The organism is Faecousia sp. (assembly GCF_048519415.1).
Lineage (GTDB): Bacteria > Bacillota > Clostridia > Oscillospirales > Oscillospiraceae > JAZOXB01.
Genome location: NZ_DBFZUT010000038.1, coordinates 39,371 through 58,357, shown reverse-complemented (window position 1 = coordinate 58,357; position 18,987 = coordinate 39,371). Strand labels below are relative to the sequence as shown.

Sequence of the window (18,987 nt, the reverse complement as noted above, 5' to 3'; positions counted from 1 at the left end):
CCCCATGCAAACAAAGGAAACGATCACGCTCTCCGGCGTGCCGGAGACGATGTTGCAGACGGTCTATGCCCGCGCCAAGGAGAGCAGCGGGCGCGGTGCGATCCGCGACCGCAAGGCCGAGGAGACCATCGGCGGCCTGCAATATGATTTCTCCCTGGCGGACCGGGACAAAGCCATGCACAGCGGCGTCATTGCCCGCACCATCGTGCTGGACCGGCTGACCGGCGCGTGGCTGCAGGAGCATCCGGGCGGTACGGTCGTCAACGTCGCCTGCGGGCTGGACACGCGGTGCTACCGGATGGAGGGCTATGGCCGCTGGTATAACCTTGACCTGCCGGAGACCATTGCCGTCCGGCAGAGGCTTTTGCCGGAAAATGGTGCGATCTCGCAGATCGCCATGTCCGCCATGGACGACTGGGGCGGGTGCATCGCTGAGCAGGATACCCCGGCACTGGTCATCATCGAGGGCCTGACGATGTATCTGACGGAGACAGACGTGCAGCGCATATTTTCCGTGATCGCCGGGCGCTTCCAAAGTGCGACCGTACTGGCCGAGACGATGAATCCCATGGTCGTCAAGCGCTTCCGGGAAAAGTCGATCGAGGGCAGCCATGCAAAATTCACCTGGGGCGTGAAGAACGGCGCGGCGTTGGCCGCGCTGCTGCCGGAGTTCCGCCTGCGGGAGGAGCACAGCCTGACGGAGGGCATGGCGGAGTTTGTGCCCGTTTATAAGCTGCTGGGCAAAATACCGGCCATCCGCAATATTTCCAACAAGATCATCGTTCTGGAGAGGAAGTGAGGTAGCATGTCTTTCTTTGATAATACCCGCAGGCCGGAAGGACTTGGCGGTAAGCTCATGGTTTCCATGATGAATGTCGGCCATCGCTCGCTGGCGCACTGGGGCATGCGGTTCCTGCCGCTTTCGCCGGATGCCCGTGTGCTGGACTGCGGCTGCGGCGGCGGAGCGAATCTGAAAAAGCTCCTGAAGCGGTGCCCGCAGGGTATCGTCAAGGGCATAGACTATTCTGCCGTCAGCGTCGAAAAGTCGCGCAAGCTCAATGATGCCGCCATCCGTGAGGGACGCTGCGTGGTCTGGCAGGGCAGTGTGGCTGAGATGATCTTTGCGGCCTCGTGGTTCGACGCTGTCACGGCGTTTGAGACCGTTTATTTCTGGCCTGATCTGCCGCAGTGCTTCCGCGAGGTCTTCCGTGTGCTGAAGCCGGGCGGGGTATTTTTCCTCTGCAACGAATCCAGCGGCGACACGGACAAGGACGAGAAATGGACCGAGCGGATCGCGGGCATGACGATCTACCGCGATGTGCAGCTGCAGGCTGCGCTGGAGCAGGCGGGCTTCCATGACATCGAGATCCATAAGAACGAAAAGGACTGGCTGTGCATGCTGGCCCGGAAATAGCTGTGCGCCGTCCCCCAAATGGAGCATGCGGAGCCTGTGATGCCGGAATTATACCGGCGAGGCGTTTTTCACGGACGAGAAACCAGACTGAGGGAGGGACGGATATGTCCAAAAAGGCAACGGAATTCCAGAAAAAAGAAATGAGCAAAATGTACCGCGGCAAGGAGATCTTCAAGCCGCTGAACACCGGCTGGGTCGACGAGCACGTCGCCTGTGTGCGCGAGTGGGTGGCAAATATCTTCTTCTACCGCAAGGGCGACACGACCATCATGATCGACGCCGGGTATAACTACGGCCGGCTCGAGGAAAAGATGGGCTGGCTCGGCATAGACCCGAGTTCTATCCGGCATATCCTCATCACGCATCAGGACACGGATCACGTCGGCGCGGTCGAAGCGGACAGCCCCGGCCTGTTCCGGAAGGCGAAGCTGTATGTCGGCGAGACCGAGAACCGCTATCTGACGGGCGAGGTGCGCCGCAAGGTGATCTATCATCTCTACAAGCTGCCGCAGGTCACCATCCGCAATGAGAAGGTCCTGCTGCACGACGGCGAGGCCTTTGAGATCGACGGCATCCGCATCGAGTGCTTCCTCGTTCCCGGCCACACCTGGGGCCACATGGTCTATCTCATCGACGGGAAGTATCTGTTTACGGGCGATACGATCTGGCTCGGAGCGGACGGCGGCTACAGCTTCATCTCCGCGCTGGCGGAGGATAACCGGCTGGCGGTGCGTTCGCTGGCAGAGCTGGAGGCAAAGCTCGAAGCGCGGAAGCTGCACCCGATGTTCCTCACCGGCCACACCGGCTGGACGGACAACTTCACCTTTGCCTTTGCGCATAAGGACAAGCTCTGCTCACCGTTCAAAAAGAGAGTGCACGACCCTTCCGCGCCCTATGATGCCTACGATGAGTCGGACGACACGGAGGAGCGGTCAAAGAGCGGCTATCTGAAGGGGGTCGGGCGATGAAGGACAACGAGCTGCAATTTGAGCGGAGCTGCCATGTGCTGTACTCCGGTCCCTGCAAAAAAGAAATTCGCGCACGGATCGCGCAGCACTATCCGGAGGCGGAGCGCGAGGCGGTCTGGGAGCGGGTCCAGCGGCAATATGTTGATTTTCTCTCCGACTGGCGCACCGACCTCGGCGGGAAGAAGAACTTCCACAACGGCAGCGGCGGCACCTATGACTGCATCGCCATCCTGAGCTATTATGTCGCGTGCAGGGACGTCACGTCCTTTCGCGAGATCGAGGAGATGGAGGAGGCTCTGGTCCTGCCTGCTTTCCGCAAGCTGAAATTCGTGGACTGCAACAAGCCGTTTTTCAAAAGACTGATGCATCGCGCCTTCTTAACGGCAAAGGGGCGCTGCGACAAATGGCACGATTACGAAATGACGGTCGCGCCCTACGAGAAGGACAAACCGATCTATTATGAATTTACGGCCTGCCCTGCGGCGGAATTTGCCATCCGCAACGGGCTGACGGATATCATGCCCGCCCTGTGCAACGTGGATTATGCGGCCATGGAGCTGATCGGCGCGAAGCTGGTGCGGACGACGACCTGCGCAAACGGCTGTAAATGCGACTATACCATCTGCGGCAGCCGGGACCCATATCTGAAGGACCATCCCGAATACCGCGACGAGGCGGGCTACCGGCGGAACCGGTAGATGCATTTTGCGTTCGGCAGCGCTGAGGATCATGAAGTGAGGGCAATCTATGAACTACAAAATTGAGAAAAATACCGTACAGGAGACCCTGATCATCCCGCTCTATGCGCGGAAAATGTGCACGGAGCTGTATCCGAATCTTTACCGGGACGAGACGGCCGTCCGCCTGTTCGGGGAGATCGACTATGATTTTTCTGCGCTGGAGAAAAAGTCCCGGAGCCTGATGCAGCGCTTCGGTTTTCTGGAGGTCGCCATGCGCCAGAACGATCTGGCCTTTGAGGTGCGGGACTATCTGCGCGCGCACCCGAATGCGGCCGTTGTGAACCTCGGCTGCGGGCTGGATGCGACCGGCCGCAGCTGCGACAACGGCAGCTGTAAGCTTTACAATCTGGATTTCCCGGATGTCATCCGTGTGCGCGATGAGCTGCTGCCCGCCGGGCCGCGGGAGGAGAACATCCCATGCGACCTGAACGACACGGCGTGGTTCGACCGCATCGACGCCTCCGGCGGCGCAATATTCTTTGCGGCGGGCGTGTTCTATTATTTTCTGAGGGAGCAGGTCCGGGCGCTCGTGCAGCGCATGGCGGCGGCTTTCCCCGGCGGCGTGCTGGTCTTTGACGCGGCCAACGAAAAGGCCGTCCAGCTGATGCTGAAAACATGGATCCGGGATGCGAAGATCAAGGACGTCGGCGCGTATTTTGCCGTTGCGGATGCCAAAGCCGAGCTTGGCCCGTGGGACAGCCGCCTGCAGATCTCCAGCCGGGGCTATATGCTGGGCTACCACGATCTGAAGGACCCGTCCGTCAGCGGCTTTTTCCGCGTCCTTGCGCGGGTTGGCGACCGCAGCATGAACATGCAGATCGTCAGGATCGGCTTTGGAGGCGAAATATGAAATACATCGGGATGCCCCTGGGAATGTGGGCGCTGTTTGCAGGGTCGTTCCGCAGACAGCTGACGGTCGTGTTCGGCTATGACGCCGCGGCGGCAAAGGAGATCATGAAAAGGGCGAAGCCGCAGTACCGGAAGCTCATTGCGAAGCTGCCCGCGTTTGAAAAGGCCGACCGGTTTCAGATGAACATCGTCAACTGCGCCATGCTCGGCGCGTTCATCTGCTCCATGCCGGAGCGTCCGGATGTGGAGCGCCTGACGGTCTATTATGCCGACGCGATGATGACAAAGCCGATGAAGTGGTTTTGCCGCAAGAGCGGAAAAAAGAAATTCACGGAAAAGGACATCGCGGGGATGCAGGCCACAGCCGCGCTGAAGGCGGCGGACCGCAACCCGTATTCTTGGAACATGGAATACTATGCCTACCCCGACGGCAGCGGCTATGAGGCGCGCTTTACGCAGTGCGGCATCTGCACGCTGATGAAGGAGCTGGGGCTTTATGACCTGACGCCGGCCCTCTGCCACCTGGACTACACCATGGCCGAGGCGGGTGAAACGGCGGATTTCGTGCGAGAGTATACGCTCGCCTCCGGCGGGCCGTACTGCGACTGCGGCTACAGGAGGAAAACCAGATGAGTCATTTTCATTCGATCGGAATATCGGAAAAGCTCGATGTGCCGCGGATCCGGAAGCTGCTGACGATCGGTGCGTCCCTGCTGCATCTTGCGGGGGATCTGATCCTCGGCTGGGGCACGGAGCAGGAATCGCCGACGGGAATTCTGCGGATGCTCTCTGCCTGCACCGGCACGTCCGACGGCGGCATGGTGGCGCAGGTCTATGTGCAGAAATATCCCGGTGAGACCGGGGACTCGTGCTGATCTCCACCGGCGGGCTGGACGCGAATACCATCAAGAGCCTGAAAAGGCAATCCTTCTTTGCGCCGCTGGCACTGTGGTACCTGAAGCACTGCAACTATGAAAAGCTGAAGCCGAAGCTCATCCGGCTCGGCATGAGCCATCTTCGCGGCGAAGGTCCCGAGGAGGCCGCCTATGCGCAGGATATGTTCGAGACGATCTTCCGGGACTACAGGCAGGAGAAGGACGACTACTTTTCCGAAAAAATGCAGCGGGCCCTCATCCGCCTGATGCACGAGCCGCGCATCGCCTATGTCTCCGGCGGCCATCTGACCACGGTCCTGCAGGCAGAAAAATTCATCGAAACGATCCGGGCGTTCCTGCCGTCACTGGGGAGTAACGCAGACAGGAGGGAATGACAGTGATCGACATCATCTACCACGACGGCGCTTCGGCGGCGCCGGATCAGGCCGGGCAGAGCGGCGGCTTTGCGCAGGCGGACGGAAACGGCGAGATCCACTGCTATTCGTGGCTGGACGGCGTGAGCGCCATGCTGATGCGGCTCGAAATGGAGTCCTATACAGAGCTTCGCACGCAGAAGGGCCTGCTGGAGCTCAATTTCTGCGCCAACGGCCGCTTTGAAACGCGCTTCTCCCTGCGGGACCATGTGCTGCTGAAGCCGGGCGACATGGCCATCAGCTGCTATGACGGCGTGCATGGCTCGCGTTCCGAGTCGCATTTCCCGCTGGGCTATTATGAGGGCATCTGCCTTGAGGTCGATCCGGAGCGCGCCCGGCGCTGGGTCGAGCGCAATGCCCCGGCCTTCCGTGTCGATTTTTCCGCTCTGCAGCAGAATCTGCTGGGCGACAAGTGGTATCGCTGCAGCCCGGCGGGCCCGCGCTGCGAGCATGTGTTCCGGGAGCTGTATGAGAGCGCCGCCTATCTGGACCCTGCGTTCCTGCGGCTCAAGGTGCTGGAGCTCCTGATGCTGCTCAGCAGCATCCCGCGCGGGGCCGGGACGGATGCCTACTGCTCGGCCCGGCAGGCGGAGCTGATCCGCCATATCCGAGACCATCTGCTGACGGACCGCGAGGGCTATACCTCGCTTTCCCGGCTGGCGGCGGAGCACGAGATGTCCGTATCGCACCTGCAGAAGCTGTTCAAGCAAATTTACGGTGTGCCGGTCTATCACTACATCAAGGAATACCGGCTCGAGCAGGCGGCGGTCGAGCTCGTGCGCAGCGCAAGGCCCGTGACGGAGATCGCGCAGGATGCGGGCTATGACAATGCCAGCAAATTTTCGGCCTGCTTCAAGGAGCGCTACGGCGTGACACCGTCGCAGTACCGCACGGATGCAAAGGCAAAACAGAGCATCGGAACCAAAACGGAGTAGTCTGCGAGACGGAAATATGGTAGAGTATGCACTGGTTAGAGAACACTAACCAAGACAGCCCACGCAATTGCATCTTCGGCCTTCGCCGGAGCCCAGTCGAATGCTCTCGATGAATTGTGCGGTGCTGTCCGATATAACCTGGAGGTGCATCATGAAAAAGAGAATTGCAGCAATCGTGTTATGTGTGTTCTGCCTGCTGGCCATTGCGGGCTGCTCACAGAGCAAGCCGGATGCGGAGACCGCGCAGCCCACTGCGGCGCAGGAGACCGGCGACTATCTGACGACCATCAGCGGGACCTATGAGGAGCTGTTCCCGCAGCTGGCCAAGGCGGAGTACCGCGACCTGTGGATCGATGCCACGACGCCGCTCGTCGGCGCGGAGAACGCCGAGACCGCGACGGATACGCTGCTTGCCATGTGCATGGCAGAGCCCTACGGCCCGGAGGCTTCCGAAAAGTATGCGGCGGACCCCGAGAGCATGGCGTTCAACTGCTATTTCCGCGGCGGCGTGGACCGCTTCGTCATGGACGGCCACACCATTTCCGGTCTGGACGCGCAGGGCAATGAGGTCTTCTCCCATACCTATCACAAGCTCGACGAGGAAAATGAGAACGGCTTCCTGTTCTACCAGAGCGACGACGCGGATTCCGGCGACTTTACCTACTTCGCCTTCTCCCCGGACACGATGGAGACGACCTATCATCTGGAGTTCCGCTATGCCGAGGACCTCAGTGACCTGCAGAGTTGGTTCGAGGGCAATTATGCCTACTGGAACGCCGCTGCGATCGCCGTGGACTACGATCAGGAGAGCATGAAGAACGTGATCGAGCTGTTCGTGACGGAGAACCTGACCGAAGCGGAGTAAAGAGGAAGCTCAGCGCACCCGTTTTCCGGCGGGTGCGCTGAAAACCACGATTAACGATTACAGAAAAAAGGAGGGGAAAACCATTGAAGAAACGATCGGATCTGTCGCGGCTGATGGAGTATGCCGGGGGGCATCGGGTCTTTACCTATGTCTCCTGGGTCCTGTCGGCCCTGAGCGCGCTGGTGGCGCTGGTCCCGTTTTTGTACATCTGGATGATCCTGCGCGATGTGCTGAATGCTGCGCCGGATTATTCCCGGGCGGTCAACATCCCGCATTACGGCTGGATGGCGGTGCTGTTTGCTGCGCTGTCGTATCTCATCTATGTCTGCGCGCTGCTGTGCTCCCATCTGTCGGCCTTTCGCGTGGCGACGAACCTGCGGCTCGCCGTTTCGGAGCATCTTGCCCGGCTGCCGCTGGGCTTTACGGAGCGCTACGGCAGCGGCAAGCTCCGCAAGGTCATTCAGGAGAGCACCGGCGCGGCGGAGACCTATCTTGCCCATCAGCTGCCGGATCAGTATGCCGCCATGGCCACGCCGGTCGGCCTGCTGGTGCTGCTGTTCGTCTTTGACTGGCGGCTGGGCCTGCTGAGCCTTGTGCCGGTGGCCCTCGGCTTTGTGATCATGTCGGCCATGACCGGCAAGCGCATGGCGGAGAAAATGCGCCAGTACGGCAATGCCCTTGCCGCCATGTCCGGCGAGGCCGTGGAATATGTCCGCGGCATTCCGGTCGTTAAGACGTTCGGTCAGTCCGTGTTTTCGTTCAAAAAGTTCAAGGCGACGATCGACGAATATGAAAAGTGGGTCATTGCCTACACGAAAGAGCTGCGGATGCCGATGCTCTTCTATACGGCGGCCATCAACGGCGTGTTTGCCTTCCTCATCGCGGGCGGCCTGCTGCTGACGAGAAACGGCGTTACCCCGGAATTCCTGCTGAATCTGCTGTTTTATATCATCATCACGCCGGTCATCTCGCTGACGCTGACGAAGATCATGTATATGAGCGAGAACAAGATGATCGTGGCCGATGCGCTGAGCCGCATCGACTCCGTGCTGGACGAGGCGCCTGTGTCCGTGAGTGAAAAGCCGCAGCACCCGAAGGACAGCTCGATCGCCCTGCATGATGTGCGGTTCAGCTATGACGGCAGGACGGACGTGATCCGCGGCGTTTCCATGGACATCCGCCCGGGACAGGCCGTGGCGCTCGTCGGCCCGTCCGGCGGCGGCAAGTCCACGCTGGCAAGCCTCATCTGCCGCTTCTTCGACGTGGGCAGCGGCAGCATCTGCGTCGGCGGCGCGGACGTGCGCGATATCCCGAAGGAAGAGCTGATGGACACGGTCTCATTCGTGTTCCAGAACAGCCGCCTGCTCAAGGGCAGCATCCTGGACAACGTCAAGCTGGGCAGGCCCGACGCCACGGAGGCAGAGGCGCTTTCCGCCCTGCGGGCTGCGCAGTGCATGGATATTATCGAAAAATTCCCGGACGGCATCCATACCGTCATCGGCTCGAAGGGCGTGTATCTCTCCGGCGGCGAGCAGCAGCGCATTGCCATTGCGCGCGCCATGCTGAAAAATGCCCCCATCCTGATCCTCGATGAGGCCACGGCCTTTGCCGACCCCGACAACGAGGCGAAGGTGCAGGCCGCGTTTGCGGAGCTGGCGAAGGGCAAGACCGTCGTTATGATCGCCCACCGTCTGTCTACCGTTGTGAACGACGACTGTATCTATGTGGTGCAGGACGGCAGGATCGCCGAGGCGGGCACGAAGGGCGACCTCTGCGCCCGGAACGGCCTGTTTGCAAAAATGTGGCAGGACTATCAGTCCTCGGTTCGCTGGAAGGTCGAAAAGGAGGGACCGGCATGCTGAAAAAGATCCAGAGAGCAACGGCAAGCTCCCCGGAGGGCACGCGGGGACTCGTCCGGGGCGTGCTGGCCTGCGCCGCGCAGAACATCGCCTTTATGCTGCCCACGAGCCTGCTGTATGCGCTCGTCCGCGACCTGATGGCGGGCGGCGCAGCGGGAAGGACCGCATTTTATGTCTGCGGCTGCGTTGCCTGCTTTGCCCTGATCCTTCTGACGACGTGGTTCCAGTATAACGGCACCTACTTTACGACCTATCAGGAGAGCGGTATCCGCCGCCTGACGCTCGCCGAGCGCCTGCGCAGACTTCCGCTGTCCTTCTTCGGCAAGCGCGACCTGGCCGACCTGACCAGCACCATCATGGCAGACTGTGAGGTGCTGGAGAAGACCTGCTCGCACTTCATTCCCGGCCTATTCGGCTCGCTCATCTCCACGGTGCTCATCGCGCTGGGCCTGTTCCTCTTCGACTGGCGCATGGCGCTGGCCGCGCTGTGGGTCATCCCGGTATCTGCGGCCATCGTGCTCTGCAGCTATCGCGTGCAGGACCGCGTGCAGAGCAGGACCATGGCCGTGAAAATGACCTGCGCCGACGGCATTCAGGAGTATATCGAATCGATCCGCGACCTGAAGGCCAGCAATGCAGAGCAGGGCTATCTCGGCGGCCTTTCCCGGAAGATCCGTGCCGTGGAAAAGCAGACGATCGCGGCGGAGCTGACGAACGCCGTGTTCGTGACCTCGGCCGGTACGGTCCTGAAGCTCGGCATCGCCTCCGTGGCGCTGACCGGCTCCGTGCTGCTGCTGAGCGGCCGCATCGACGTGCTGACGCTGTTCCTGTTTCTGCTCGTGGCTTCCCGCCTGTATGATCCGATGCAGGGCGCGCTGCAGAATCTGGCGGCTGTCATCGCCATGCGGACGAATGTGGCGCGCATGAATGAGATTCTGGAATACCCGATCCAGACCGGCAGCGAGCAGCTGAGCAATCAGGGCTGCGATATCGTGTTTGACCATGTGGGCTTTGCCTACAACTCCGGCGAGACGGTCCTGAAGGACGTGTCCTTCACGGCAAAGCAGGGACAGGTCACGGCCCTCGTCGGTCCGTCCGGCGGCGGCAAGACGACCGTGTCCCGGCTGGCGGCGCGCTTCTGGGACTATCAGAAGGGCAGCATCACGGTCGGCGGCATGGATGTTTCAAAGATCGACCCGGAAAAACTCATGAGCCTGTATTCCATTGTCTTTCAGGATGTCACGCTGTTTGACAATACCATTCTGGAGAATATCCGCCTCGGCCGCAAGGACGCGACGGATGAGGAGGTCCTCGCGGCGGCAAAGCTTGCCAACTGCGACGAATTTGCCGAAAAGCTCCCGGACAAGTGGAACACCGACATCGGCGAAAACGGCTGCGCCCTTTCGGGCGGTGAGCGCCAGCGCATTTCCATTGCGCGCGCCTTCCTCAAGGATGCGCCCATCATCCTGCTCGACGAGGCGACGGCCAGTCTGGACGTCGAGAACGAGACGCTCATCCAGACGGCGCTGTCCCGCCTGATCCGCAACAAGACGGTCCTGATCATCGCGCACCGGATGCGTACCGTCGCGGGAGCGGACAAGATCGTCGTGCTGGCTGACGGCGTTGTGGCCGAGCAGGGGAGTCCCAACGAGCTTTATGCGAAGAACGGGCTTTACACCCACATGGTGGACCTGCAGAACGGCAGCCAGAACTGGTCACTTTGATTTACGCAGCACCACATCCTTGCAGCTTCGGCCTTCGCCGGATCTTTTCTGCCGATCCATCGGTTTGGAAAGTTTGGAGTACACAAAGTACGCCTGCACTTTCCAAACCTCGGCTCGACAAAAAATATCTCGCCGAATGCTCTCGCTGAATAATGTGGTGCTGCTTTTTGCTTTTATACGGGTATTGGCATTCCTTGGGGGGGCGCGGAAGCGGCCCCCGTTTTGCCGTCTTTACATTGTGCGAAAGCTGGTGTAAAATAGGGAAAGAAAGGGGGTATCCCGATGGACCCGAGAAATCAGCCCGCTCAGGACGACGAGGACCTGCTGCGCGACATCCGCAAAATTCTGGATGACCGGCACGACGCGGACGATCCCTATGAGCGCGGCTTTGCCGATAAGCTGTATGAGGACTGCGAGGACCCGACGCTGCAGACGCAGCAGCCGCCGAGACGGCAGCAGAATTCCGTCTCCGGCCCCGTGATTCATGCCTATAACTCCGACTTCCGCCGCGGCGCAGCCCCGCAGCGCCGGGAGGAGCCGACGACCTATCTCGGCCCGGTGGAGGAGGACGACTACGAGCCGCCTCGCCGCCAGTCTCAGCGCTCCCGCCGGGAGCCGGAGCGTGCGCCGCGCCGCGAGGAGCAGCCGCGCAGGCACCGCGCCGTGCCGGAATCCGGCTATGATGCCGAGCCGCCCAAAAAGAAGAAAAAGCACCGCTTTGCGCGCGGACTCGGCAAGCTCCTGCTCATTTTGCTTGTGCTGTTTGCGCTCGTTATCGGCGCGATGCTGCTGCTGGCCAAGCAGCCGAAGGCCGAGGAGGCTCTCGGCGCACGCCGCGACGGATGCTCGACGATCCTGCTTGCCGGAACGGACAAATCCGGCGACCGGACGGATACCGTCATGCTGCTGAGCGTCGACCGCAGCGCCAAACGGCTGACACTGCTGAGCATCCCGCGCGATACGAAGGTCAATTCGACCTATACGCCGCATAAGATCAATATCGCCTATGGCGTGAACGGCAAGGATCAGGAGGGCATGGAGGCCCTGATGGACTATGTCACGGAGCTGATCGGCTTCCGGCCGGACGGCTATGTGCTCATCGATCTGGATGTCTTTGTCGATCTCGTCGACAAGATGGGCGGCGTGAAATTCGACGTTCCCTGCGATATGGATTACAGCGACCCTGCGCAGGACCTGACCATCGATCTGAAGGCCGGTATGCAGCGCCTGAACGGCGAGCAGGCCATGGGCCTTGTGCGCTTCCGCTCCGGCTATGCCATGGCCGATCTGCAGCGCGTAAACGTGCAGCGGGATTTCATGCTGGCTGCCATGCACCAGTGGGTCTCCGTCTGGAACCTCTGGCGTTTGCCCTCGGCGGCGCGGCTGCTCTCGGCGCATACCGTTACGGACCTCAGCACACGCAATCTCGTCTGGCTGGCAGAGTCCGTCGCCCTGTGCGGCACGTCGAACCTGCAGACGCTCACCATCCCCTATACGTTCAGCGGCGACGGTATGTATGTTCTGGCCGACCCCTATGAAACGGCCGATGTTGTCAACGCCTATCTCAATCCCTATGAGACGGATGTCTCACCGGATGATATCTACGGAGGCTGACATGGAAGAGACATTTCACATTGACACGGTCTGCCACAGCGGCAGACCGTCCGACCCGCGCAGCGCAAAAGAGACGGCGTGCTACGACCTGCTCGACTCGCTTGGCATCGCCTATGAACGCGTCGACCATGACGCCGCCATGACCATGGAGCTGTGCCATGCCGCAGAGGGTGTGCTGCACATCTCTATCTGCAAAAATCTCTTCCTCTGCAACCGGCAGAAGACGAAATTCTACCTGCTGCTCATGCCGGGCGGCAAGCCGTTCCACACGAAGGACCTGTCCTCCCAGCTCGGCTGCGCGCGCCTGTCGTTCGGCCCGCCGGAGGACATGGAGCGCCTGCTCGGCGTGACGCCCGGCTCCGCAACGGTGCTGGCCCTGCAGAACGACACGGCGGGGGAGGTCGCGCTCGTCATCGACCGCGCCGTGCTGCAGGCCCCACGCTTCGGCTGCCATCCCTGCATCAACACGAGCTCGCTGGCCTTTTCCACGCAGGATCTGACGGAAAAGCTGCTGCCCGCGCTGGGCCATGTGCCGATCCTGGTCGACCTGCCGGAGGACAGCGATGCGTGAACTGATGATCGAGGCGGAGTATGCCCCGTATGCTCCGGACTGGTTTCTGGAAACAGCGTCCCGCTGGTTCACCGTGCAGAAAACGCCCTGCCTGCAGACGGCCGAGGCTGTCATCGGCGAGCCGACGCTCGAGGCCCTGCAGAACGCGCCGCAGCTGCGCTGGCTGCAGATGACATGGGCGGGCGCAGACCGCTATCTGCATGGCGGCTTCCCGCGCGGTGTGCTGCTCACAACGGCCTCCGGCGCGTTCGGCGAAACGATCGCGGAGCATGCGATCGGGATGCTGCTGGCCCTGTGCCGCCGCCTGCCCGCCTATGCGCGGCAGGGGAACTGGAACGATCTCGGCTCCGAGCGGCGCGTGGCAGGGGGAACGGCCCTTATCTTCGGCGCGGGCGATCTGGGCGGGTGCATTGCCCGCCGCCTGCAGGCCTTTGGTGTGAAGACGTTCGGCGTCTGCCGCCGGACCTCGCCGGATCGCCCCGGCTTTGACCGCCTTGTCCGGCTGGACGAGGCAGAGACCCTGCTGCCCGCGGCGGACTTCGTCCTGGGCGCGATGCCGCAGTCGCCGGAGACGGCCGGGTGGCTCAGCGCGGAGCGCCTTGCTCTGCTTCCGCAGGACGCCGTCGTTGTGAACGTCGGGCGCGGCAGCTTTCTTGATGCCGATGCGCTGGCACGGGAGCTGCAGAGCGGCCACCTGTTCGGCGCAGGCCTTGATGTGACGGACCCGGAGCCGCTGCCTGCCGCGCATCCGCTCTGGAACCTGCAAAACTGTATCCTGACGCCGCATGTCGCGGGCGTGAGCTTCGGCCACCTGCCGCAGACGGAGGAGCGCATCTGGCGCATCTGCGCGGAGAATCTGGAGCGCTATGCCGCCGGAGATCCGCTGCGGAACCTCGTGCGGGAGATCCCGCTGTGACGGGCCGCTTTGCGCCCAGCCCGACCGGGCGTATGCATCTGGGCAATATTTTTACCGCGCTGCTCGCGTGGCTTTCCGTCCGGTCGCAGGGCGGGCGTATGCTGCTGCGCATCGAGGACCTTGACCCGCAGCGCAGCCGTGCGGCCTATGCCGAGCAGCTGCGGAGGGACCTCGGCTGGCTCGGGCTGGACTGGGACGGCGAGATGCCGCCGCAGAGCACGAGAAGCCCGGTCTATGCCGCACATTTTGCAAAACTGGAGGAGCAGGGCCTGATCTACCCGTGCTACTGCTCCCGCAGTGAGCTGCACGACGCCTCTGCGCCCCATGCCTCGGACGGCACGGTGCTCTATTCCGGTGCCTGCCGCGACCTGACGCCGGAGCAGCGCGCCGCAAAGACCCGCCGCCCCGCGTGGCGCGTCCGTGTGCCGGACATCGCCGTCTCATTCCGGGACGGTGTCTGCGGCCCGCAGACAGAACGGCTCGCCGAGACCTGCGGCGATTTTATCGTCCGACGCTCCGACGGCGTGTATGCCTATCAGCTTGCCGTTGTGTGCGACGATGCGCTCGGCGGCGTGACGGAGGTCGTGCGCGGCTGCGATCTGCTGGGCTCCACGGCGCGGCAGCTGTGGCTGTTCTCCGTTTTCGGCTATCCCGCACCGCAATATTACCATGTTCCGCTGCTTGTTGCGCCGGACGGACGTCGCCTGAGCAAGCGGGAACGTGACCTTGACATGGAGGCGCTCCGCGCGCGCTGTACGCCGGAGCAGCTCGTCGGCAGGCTGGCACAGCTGGCCGGCCTGCAGCCGGGGCCGGAGCCGGTCCGCGCCGCAGACCTCGTCTCCCGCTTCTCATGGGAGCGCATTCCGCGCGGCGAGATCGTGATCCCGGCAAATTTTTCGGACGGATTTCGTGTTTTTCCTTGAAAAACAGCCGTATTGTGCTATAATGAAAAGCGTGAGTAAGGGAAGTCGTACTTCCGACATTGAAAGGATGAATCGCATGTTCAAAATTGTCCGCAAGAAAGAGCTGAATTCTGCCGTTACTCTGATGGAGATCGAGGCTCCCTTTGTCGCCAAGAAGGCGAAGGCCGGTCAGTTCATCATCTTCCGCGTGGATGAGACCGGTGAGCGTGTCCCCCTGACCATCGCAGGCTACGACCGCGAAAAGGGTACGGTAGCCATTATTTTCCAGAAGGTCGGCCTGACGACGAAGATGCTCGGCGCGATGAACGAGGGCGACTATATTCAGGACTTCGTCGGTCCGCTCGGCAAGCCCACGAACACCGAGGGTATCAAGCGCGTCTGTGTAGTCGGCGGCGGCGTCGGCTGTGCGATCGCTCTTCCGTCCGCTCAGGCGTTCAAGGAGGCAGGCGCCGAGGTCGATGTCATTGTCGGCTTCCGCAGCAAGGATATCGTCATTCTGGAAGACGAGTTCAAGGCCTGCAGCGACCATCTGTACCTCATGACGGACGACGGCTCCTACGGCGAGCACGGCTTTGTTACCGTGAAGCTCCAGCAGCTGCTCGAGGCCGGCACGCACTATGACGAGGTCCTCGCCATCGGCCCGATCCCGATGATGAAGTTCGTCTCCAAGACGACTGAGCCCTTCGGCGTCAAGACCACCGTGTCCCTCAACCCGATCATGGTCGACGGCACCGGCATGTGCGGCGGCTGCCGCGTGACGGTCGGCGGCGAAGTGAAGTTTGCCTGCGTGGACGGCCCGGATTTCGACGGCCATAAGGTCGACTACGCCGAGCTGATGAACCGCAACGGTGTCTACCGCGATCAGGAAGCAGAAAACGAGAAGACGCATATGTGCCGCATGGACAAGCTGGCGCATGAGCTCATTCGCTGAGGAGGAACACAGCATGCCGAATATGACTCTGACCAAGACCCCGATGCCCGAGCAGGCACCGGACGTCCGCAATAAGAATTTCAAAGAGGTCTCCCTTGGCTACACCGAGGAGATGGCCGTGGAGGAAGCAGGCCGCTGCCTGCACTGCAAGAATCCGAAGTGCGTCGAGGGCTGCCCCGTCAACATCCGCATTCCGGAGTTCATCGCAAAGGTCGCCGAGCGCGATTTCCTCGGCGCTTACGAGGTCATCACCTCCACGAATGCTCTGCCCGCCCTGTCCGGCCGTGTCTGCCCGCAGGAGTCCCAGTGTGAGAGCAAGTGCGTGCGCGGCGTGAAGGGCGAGCCGGTCGCCATCGGCCGGCTGGAGCGCTTCGTCGCCGACTGGTATCGCGAGAACGTCAACAAGATGCCCGAGAAGCCCGAGAGCAACGGCATCAAGGTCGCCGTCGTTGGCTCCGGCCCCTCCGGCCTGACCTGTGCGAGCGAGCTGGCCAAGAAGGGCTATGAGGTCTCCATTTTTGAAGCCCTGCACACCGCAGGCGGCGTTCTGGTCTATGGTATCCCCGAATTCCGTCTTCCGAAGGCCATCGTTGCCAACGAGGTCAAGAAGCTCGAGGCCATGGGCGTGCATGTCATGACCGACATGGTCATCGGCAAGGTCCTTTCCATCGACGAGCTGTTCGAGGAGATGGGCTTCAAGGCCGTGTTCGTCGGCTCCGGTGCAGGCCTGCCCATGTTCATGCACATCGAGGGCGAGGCGCTCAAGGGCGTTATGTCTGCCAACGAGTACCTGACCCGTATCAACCTCATGAAGGGCTATCGCGACGAGAGCGACACGCCGGTCATCCGTTCGAACGCCGTTGCGGTCGTCGGCGGCGGCAACGTTGCCATGGATGCCGCGCGCTGCGCGAAACGTCTCGGCGCGGAGCATGTGTACATCGTCTATCGCCGCGGCGAGGCGGAAATGCCCGCCCGTCTGGAAGAGCTGCATCACGCCAAGGAAGAGGGGATCGAGCTGCACGTCCTGTGCAACCCGACGAAGATCCTCGACGACGGCAATGGCCGCGTCGGCGCGATGGAATGCGTCCGCATGGAGCTCGGTGAGCCGGATGCCTCCGGCCGCCGCCGTCCGGTCGCCATCGAGGGCAGCGAGTTCCAGCTTGCCGTCGACACCGTCATCATGGCCCTCGGCACGTCCCCGAACCCCCTCATCCGCTCCACGACGCCGGGTCTCGAGACGAACAAGAAGGGCTGCCTCGTTGTCAACGAGGACAACATGACCACCCGCGACGGCGTGTATGCCGGCGGTGACGCCGTGACCGGCGCTGCAACCGTTATCCTCGCCATGGGTGCAGGCAAGAAGGCCGCTGCTGCTATCGACGCGCGCTTTCATAAATAAGACAAAACCGGTATAATTTGCCTGCCGCGTTCCCATACTAAAAGAAACGACCGCCTGTCCCGGCATCGTCGGGGCAGGCGGTTTTTATCAGGGAGGGGACTGCAATGCAGGTCAAAGAGGTCATGAGCCGCCGGATCATTGCCATTTCGCCGGAGGAGACTGTCGCCGTGGCGGCGCGGCTCCTGTCGCAGCACAACATCGGCGCGCTGCCGGTGTGCAGCCGGGACGGGCGGCTGCGCGGCATGGTGACGGACCGGGATATCGTTGTGCGCTGTGTGGCGGCAGGGGACGACCCCGAGCGCACACGCGTTGCGGAGATCATGACGCGGCGCGTTCTGGCGGCGGAGCCGGACCGGAGTGTCGATGAGGCCGCGCGCCTGATGGCGCGCGAGCAGGTGCGGCGTCTGCCGGTGCAGGAGCACGGGCGGCTCGTCGGCATGGTGTCGCTGGGCGATGTCGCTGTGCGGCCGGACTACACGATGGAGGCAGGGGAGGTCCTGCAGGAAATTTCGCAGAATATCCGCCGGGTCTAGCCGAGCAGGGCATCCAACTCCGACGGCGTGCTGAACTGCACGACGAGCCGGTTCGGCAGGCAGACGATGGGCGCGCCGTGGTCCGCTGCGGCGTGATGCACGCAGTCCTGCGTGGGGCAGGAGGCCGATGTGACGGCGATTTTCCCGCCGGAGACGGTCAGGATGTTCCAGCCGCCGCCGGACTCGATGCGGTATTCGCCGTCGACGGCAAGATCGATCGTCTGCACGAGCTTCCCGTCGGAATAGACCTCCGCCGTTGTCTCGGCCTTGCCGCCGAGCAGCCATATGGACAGCCCGGCGCAGACCACGGCGATGGACAGAAACAGCAGGATCCAGAATCTTGTCTTCATCGCGTCAGCTCCGTAAACGTGCAGTCCGTCAGCAGGGCGGCCGCGCCTTCCGTGGCGCAGATCGTGCCGTCCTCCGTGATGAAAACGGCCTCAAAATCGGACGAAGCACGCCAGAATTCCGTTGCCCGCTCCAGCCCCATGACGAACAGGGCCGTGGAAAGCCCATCTGCCAGCGTGCCGCTGTCCGCGAGGATCGTCACGGAGCGCAGGCCGTTCTGCACCGGCCTGCCGGTCTGCGGGTCGAGAATGTGATGGTAGCGGACGCCGTCCTGCTCAAAATAGCGCTGATAGTCGCCCGAGGTCACAAGGGCCTTCGAGCCGGTAAAGCGCACGACGGCGATCGCGCTCGACGGGTCCTTCGGGTCGGCGATGCCGACCTGCCATGCCGTGCCGTCCGGCTTGCTGCCGACGGTCTGCACATTGCCGCCGAGCGAGAGCATGGCGGCCTGCGCCCCGGTCTCCTCCAGCTGATGCGCGCACTGCTCTGCCGCATAGCCCTTGGCAATGCCGCCGAGGTCGACGCTGCAGCCCGCATCGAGGGCAGCCGCCGCGCCGTCCAGCTGCAGATGCTGCACGCCGGTGTGCGCGAGCGCTCCGGTCAGCTCGGCCTCCGTCGGGATATGATATTTTCCGGAGGGGAAGCCCCAGAGACAGACAAGGGGATAGACTGTCGGGTCAAAGGCTCCGCCCGTGCGCGCGGCGCAATCCAGCGCCTGCTGCAGGAGGTCTGCGGTCTGTGGCTGCAGCTCCGCCGTGCCGTCCCGGTTCAGGCGGGCGATGTCGCTGTCCTCTGCCGTGGCGGAAAGCAGGGCTTCGAGCGAACGGAGCGTGTCCTCCGTCTGCGTGACAAGGGCCTCATCGCCCCAGATGCGCAGGCTCATCAGCGTGTCCATGGCAAAAAGCTGTGCCTCATGCGCCTCTGGCTGCTTTGGGCCGCAGCCCGTCAGGACCAATGCTACCAGAAGTACGGCAGCGAACCATTTTTTCAAGGGGATCACCTCATTTTCCGGGATCATTATATCAAAAAAGAGAAATTTTCTCAAATAGTATTTGACATTTTCCTGCCGGGATGGTATGATAGACAGGC

Annotated in this window: 21 protein-coding genes; 19 read left to right on the top strand and 2 right to left on the bottom strand. The window is 62.1% G+C overall.

The features are described 5' to 3' along the window. The first annotated feature begins 4 nt into the window (after positions 1-4). The 19 genes from ACMKFF_RS04535 (at position 5) to ACMKFF_RS04445 (ending at position 17,550) form a co-directional block, all read left to right on the top strand. Positions 5-799, top strand: coding sequence for a class I SAM-dependent methyltransferase (locus ACMKFF_RS04535; RefSeq protein ID WP_419496188.1), 795 nt, complete (start codon positions 5-7; stop codon positions 797-799). A 6-nt stretch (positions 800-805) separates the two neighbouring features. Beyond that, on the top strand, positions 806-1,414 hold the full coding sequence (locus tag ACMKFF_RS04530; protein ID WP_419496187.1) for a class I SAM-dependent methyltransferase: 609 nt from the start codon (positions 806-808) through the stop codon (positions 1,412-1,414). 104 nt (positions 1,415-1,518) lie between these two features. After that, positions 1,519-2,382, top strand: coding sequence for an MBL fold metallo-hydrolase (locus ACMKFF_RS04525; protein WP_417325029.1), 864 nt, complete (start codon positions 1,519-1,521; stop codon positions 2,380-2,382). Continuing rightward, a complete protein-coding gene (locus tag ACMKFF_RS04520) occupies positions 2,379-3,080 on the top strand; it encodes an L-2-amino-thiazoline-4-carboxylic acid hydrolase (RefSeq protein WP_417325031.1) in 702 nt (233 codons plus the stop codon). The genes ACMKFF_RS04525 and ACMKFF_RS04520 overlap by 4 nt, the downstream gene beginning before the upstream one ends. 49 nt (positions 3,081-3,129) lie before the next feature. Then, positions 3,130-3,972: a class I SAM-dependent methyltransferase gene (locus ACMKFF_RS04515; RefSeq protein ID WP_419496186.1), complete on the top strand. Its 843-nt coding sequence runs from the start codon at positions 3,130-3,132 to the stop codon at positions 3,970-3,972. Beyond that, positions 3,969-4,604 carry an L-2-amino-thiazoline-4-carboxylic acid hydrolase gene (locus ACMKFF_RS04510; protein WP_418464808.1) on the top strand — a complete coding sequence of 212 codons (636 nt, stop codon included), beginning with the start codon at positions 3,969-3,971 and terminating at the stop codon, positions 4,602-4,604. The genes ACMKFF_RS04515 and ACMKFF_RS04510 overlap by 4 nt, the downstream gene beginning before the upstream one ends. Then, a complete protein-coding gene (locus tag ACMKFF_RS04505; protein WP_419496185.1) occupies positions 4,601-4,846 on the top strand; it encodes a hypothetical protein in 246 nt (81 codons plus the stop codon). Before ACMKFF_RS04510 ends, ACMKFF_RS04505 begins: the two co-directional genes overlap by 4 nt. Continuing rightward, positions 4,840-5,241 (top strand): hypothetical protein, encoded by a 402-nt coding sequence (locus tag ACMKFF_RS04500; RefSeq protein ID WP_419496184.1) that lies wholly within the window; start codon positions 4,840-4,842, stop codon positions 5,239-5,241. The genes ACMKFF_RS04505 and ACMKFF_RS04500 overlap by 7 nt, the downstream gene beginning before the upstream one ends. A gap of 2 nt (positions 5,242-5,243) precedes the next feature. Beyond that, positions 5,244-6,215, top strand: coding sequence for a helix-turn-helix transcriptional regulator (locus ACMKFF_RS04495; RefSeq protein WP_419496183.1), 972 nt, complete (start codon positions 5,244-5,246; stop codon positions 6,213-6,215). 151 nt (positions 6,216-6,366) lie between these two features. Next, positions 6,367-7,080: a hypothetical protein gene (locus ACMKFF_RS04490; RefSeq protein ID WP_419496182.1), complete on the top strand. Its 714-nt coding sequence runs from the start codon at positions 6,367-6,369 to the stop codon at positions 7,078-7,080. Between the two features lie 83 nt (positions 7,081-7,163). After that, positions 7,164-8,942 carry an ABC transporter ATP-binding protein gene (locus tag ACMKFF_RS04485; protein ID WP_419496181.1) on the top strand — a complete coding sequence of 593 codons (1,779 nt, stop codon included), beginning with the start codon at positions 7,164-7,166 and terminating at the stop codon, positions 8,940-8,942. Next, positions 8,936-10,663 (top strand): ABC transporter ATP-binding protein, encoded by a 1,728-nt coding sequence (locus ACMKFF_RS04480; RefSeq protein ID WP_418464803.1) that lies wholly within the window; start codon positions 8,936-8,938, stop codon positions 10,661-10,663. Before ACMKFF_RS04485 ends, ACMKFF_RS04480 begins: the two co-directional genes overlap by 7 nt. Before the next feature lie 282 nt (positions 10,664-10,945). Then, entirely contained in the window at positions 10,946-12,277 is a 1,332-nt protein-coding gene (locus tag ACMKFF_RS04475; RefSeq protein ID WP_419496180.1) for an LCP family protein, read from the top strand. Position 12,278: 1 nt separating this feature from the next. Beyond that, on the top strand, positions 12,279-12,848 hold the full coding sequence (locus ACMKFF_RS04470; RefSeq protein WP_419496179.1) for a prolyl-tRNA synthetase associated domain-containing protein: 570 nt from the start codon (positions 12,279-12,281) through the stop codon (positions 12,846-12,848). Continuing rightward, a complete protein-coding gene (locus tag ACMKFF_RS04465; RefSeq protein WP_419496178.1) occupies positions 12,841-13,764 on the top strand; it encodes a D-2-hydroxyacid dehydrogenase in 924 nt (307 codons plus the stop codon). Before ACMKFF_RS04470 ends, ACMKFF_RS04465 begins: the two co-directional genes overlap by 8 nt. After that, entirely contained in the window at positions 13,761-14,687 is a 927-nt protein-coding gene (gluQRS, locus tag ACMKFF_RS04460; RefSeq protein WP_419496177.1) for a tRNA glutamyl-Q(34) synthetase GluQRS, read from the top strand. The genes ACMKFF_RS04465 and gluQRS overlap by 4 nt, the downstream gene beginning before the upstream one ends. A 76-nt stretch (positions 14,688-14,763) precedes the next feature. Beyond that, positions 14,764-15,618 carry a sulfide/dihydroorotate dehydrogenase-like FAD/NAD-binding protein gene (locus ACMKFF_RS04455; RefSeq protein ID WP_349136083.1) on the top strand — a complete coding sequence of 285 codons (855 nt, stop codon included), beginning with the start codon at positions 14,764-14,766 and terminating at the stop codon, positions 15,616-15,618. Between the two features lie 13 nt (positions 15,619-15,631). Beyond that, the gene (gltA, locus tag ACMKFF_RS04450) at positions 15,632-17,017 is read left to right on the top strand and encodes an NADPH-dependent glutamate synthase (protein WP_367927115.1); all 1,386 of its coding nucleotides are present in this window, start codon (positions 15,632-15,634) and stop codon (positions 17,015-17,017) included. A 104-nt stretch (positions 17,018-17,121) separates the two neighbouring features. Then, positions 17,122-17,550, top strand: coding sequence for a CBS domain-containing protein (locus ACMKFF_RS04445; RefSeq protein ID WP_418464156.1), 429 nt, complete (start codon positions 17,122-17,124; stop codon positions 17,548-17,550). Here the strand turns inward: ACMKFF_RS04445 and ACMKFF_RS04440 are convergent. Together ACMKFF_RS04440 and ACMKFF_RS04435 are read right to left on the bottom strand one after the other, a co-directional pair. Then, positions 17,547-17,900 carry a NusG domain II-containing protein gene (locus ACMKFF_RS04440; protein ID WP_419496176.1) on the bottom strand — a complete coding sequence of 118 codons (354 nt, stop codon included), beginning with the start codon at positions 17,898-17,900 and terminating at the stop codon, positions 17,547-17,549. The genes ACMKFF_RS04445 and ACMKFF_RS04440 overlap by 4 nt on opposite strands. Continuing rightward, positions 17,897-18,889 (bottom strand): FAD:protein FMN transferase, encoded by a 993-nt coding sequence (locus tag ACMKFF_RS04435; RefSeq protein ID WP_419496175.1) that lies wholly within the window; start codon positions 18,887-18,889, stop codon positions 17,897-17,899. Before ACMKFF_RS04435 ends, ACMKFF_RS04440 begins: the two co-directional genes overlap by 4 nt. Between the last annotated feature and the right edge of the window lie 98 nt (positions 18,890-18,987).

What these genes read in the sequence shown, in the direction of transcription:
- ACMKFF_RS04535 (WP_419496188.1), top strand. Translation starts at nt 5, where the DNA reads ATGCAAACAAAGGAAACGATCACGCTCTCCGGCGTGCCGGAGACGATG.
- ACMKFF_RS04530 (WP_419496187.1), top strand. Translation starts at nt 806, where the DNA reads ATGTCTTTCTTTGATAATACCCGCAGGCCGGAAGGACTTGGCGGTAAG.
- ACMKFF_RS04525 (WP_417325029.1), top strand. Translation starts at nt 1,519, where the DNA reads ATGTCCAAAAAGGCAACGGAATTCCAGAAAAAAGAAATGAGCAAAATG.
- ACMKFF_RS04520 (WP_417325031.1), top strand. Translation starts at nt 2,379, where the DNA reads ATGAAGGACAACGAGCTGCAATTTGAGCGGAGCTGCCATGTGCTGTAC.
- ACMKFF_RS04515 (WP_419496186.1), top strand. Translation starts at nt 3,130, where the DNA reads ATGAACTACAAAATTGAGAAAAATACCGTACAGGAGACCCTGATCATC.
- ACMKFF_RS04510 (WP_418464808.1), top strand. Translation starts at nt 3,969, where the DNA reads ATGAAATACATCGGGATGCCCCTGGGAATGTGGGCGCTGTTTGCAGGG.
- ACMKFF_RS04505 (WP_419496185.1), top strand. Translation starts at nt 4,601, where the DNA reads ATGAGTCATTTTCATTCGATCGGAATATCGGAAAAGCTCGATGTGCCG.
- ACMKFF_RS04490 (WP_419496182.1), top strand. Translation starts at nt 6,367, where the DNA reads ATGAAAAAGAGAATTGCAGCAATCGTGTTATGTGTGTTCTGCCTGCTG.
- ACMKFF_RS04480 (WP_418464803.1), top strand. Translation starts at nt 8,936, where the DNA reads ATGCTGAAAAAGATCCAGAGAGCAACGGCAAGCTCCCCGGAGGGCACG.
- ACMKFF_RS04475 (WP_419496180.1), top strand. Translation starts at nt 10,946, where the DNA reads ATGGACCCGAGAAATCAGCCCGCTCAGGACGACGAGGACCTGCTGCGC.
- ACMKFF_RS04470 (WP_419496179.1), top strand. Translation starts at nt 12,279, where the DNA reads ATGGAAGAGACATTTCACATTGACACGGTCTGCCACAGCGGCAGACCG.
- ACMKFF_RS04465 (WP_419496178.1), top strand. Translation starts at nt 12,841, where the DNA reads ATGCGTGAACTGATGATCGAGGCGGAGTATGCCCCGTATGCTCCGGAC.
- ACMKFF_RS04455 (WP_349136083.1), top strand. Translation starts at nt 14,764, where the DNA reads ATGTTCAAAATTGTCCGCAAGAAAGAGCTGAATTCTGCCGTTACTCTG.
- gltA (WP_367927115.1), top strand. Translation starts at nt 15,632, where the DNA reads ATGCCGAATATGACTCTGACCAAGACCCCGATGCCCGAGCAGGCACCG.
- ACMKFF_RS04445 (WP_418464156.1), top strand. Translation starts at nt 17,122, where the DNA reads ATGCAGGTCAAAGAGGTCATGAGCCGCCGGATCATTGCCATTTCGCCG.
- ACMKFF_RS04440 (WP_419496176.1), bottom strand. Translation starts at nt 17,900, where the DNA reads ATGAAGACAAGATTCTGGATCCTGCTGTTTCTGTCCATCGCCGTGGTC.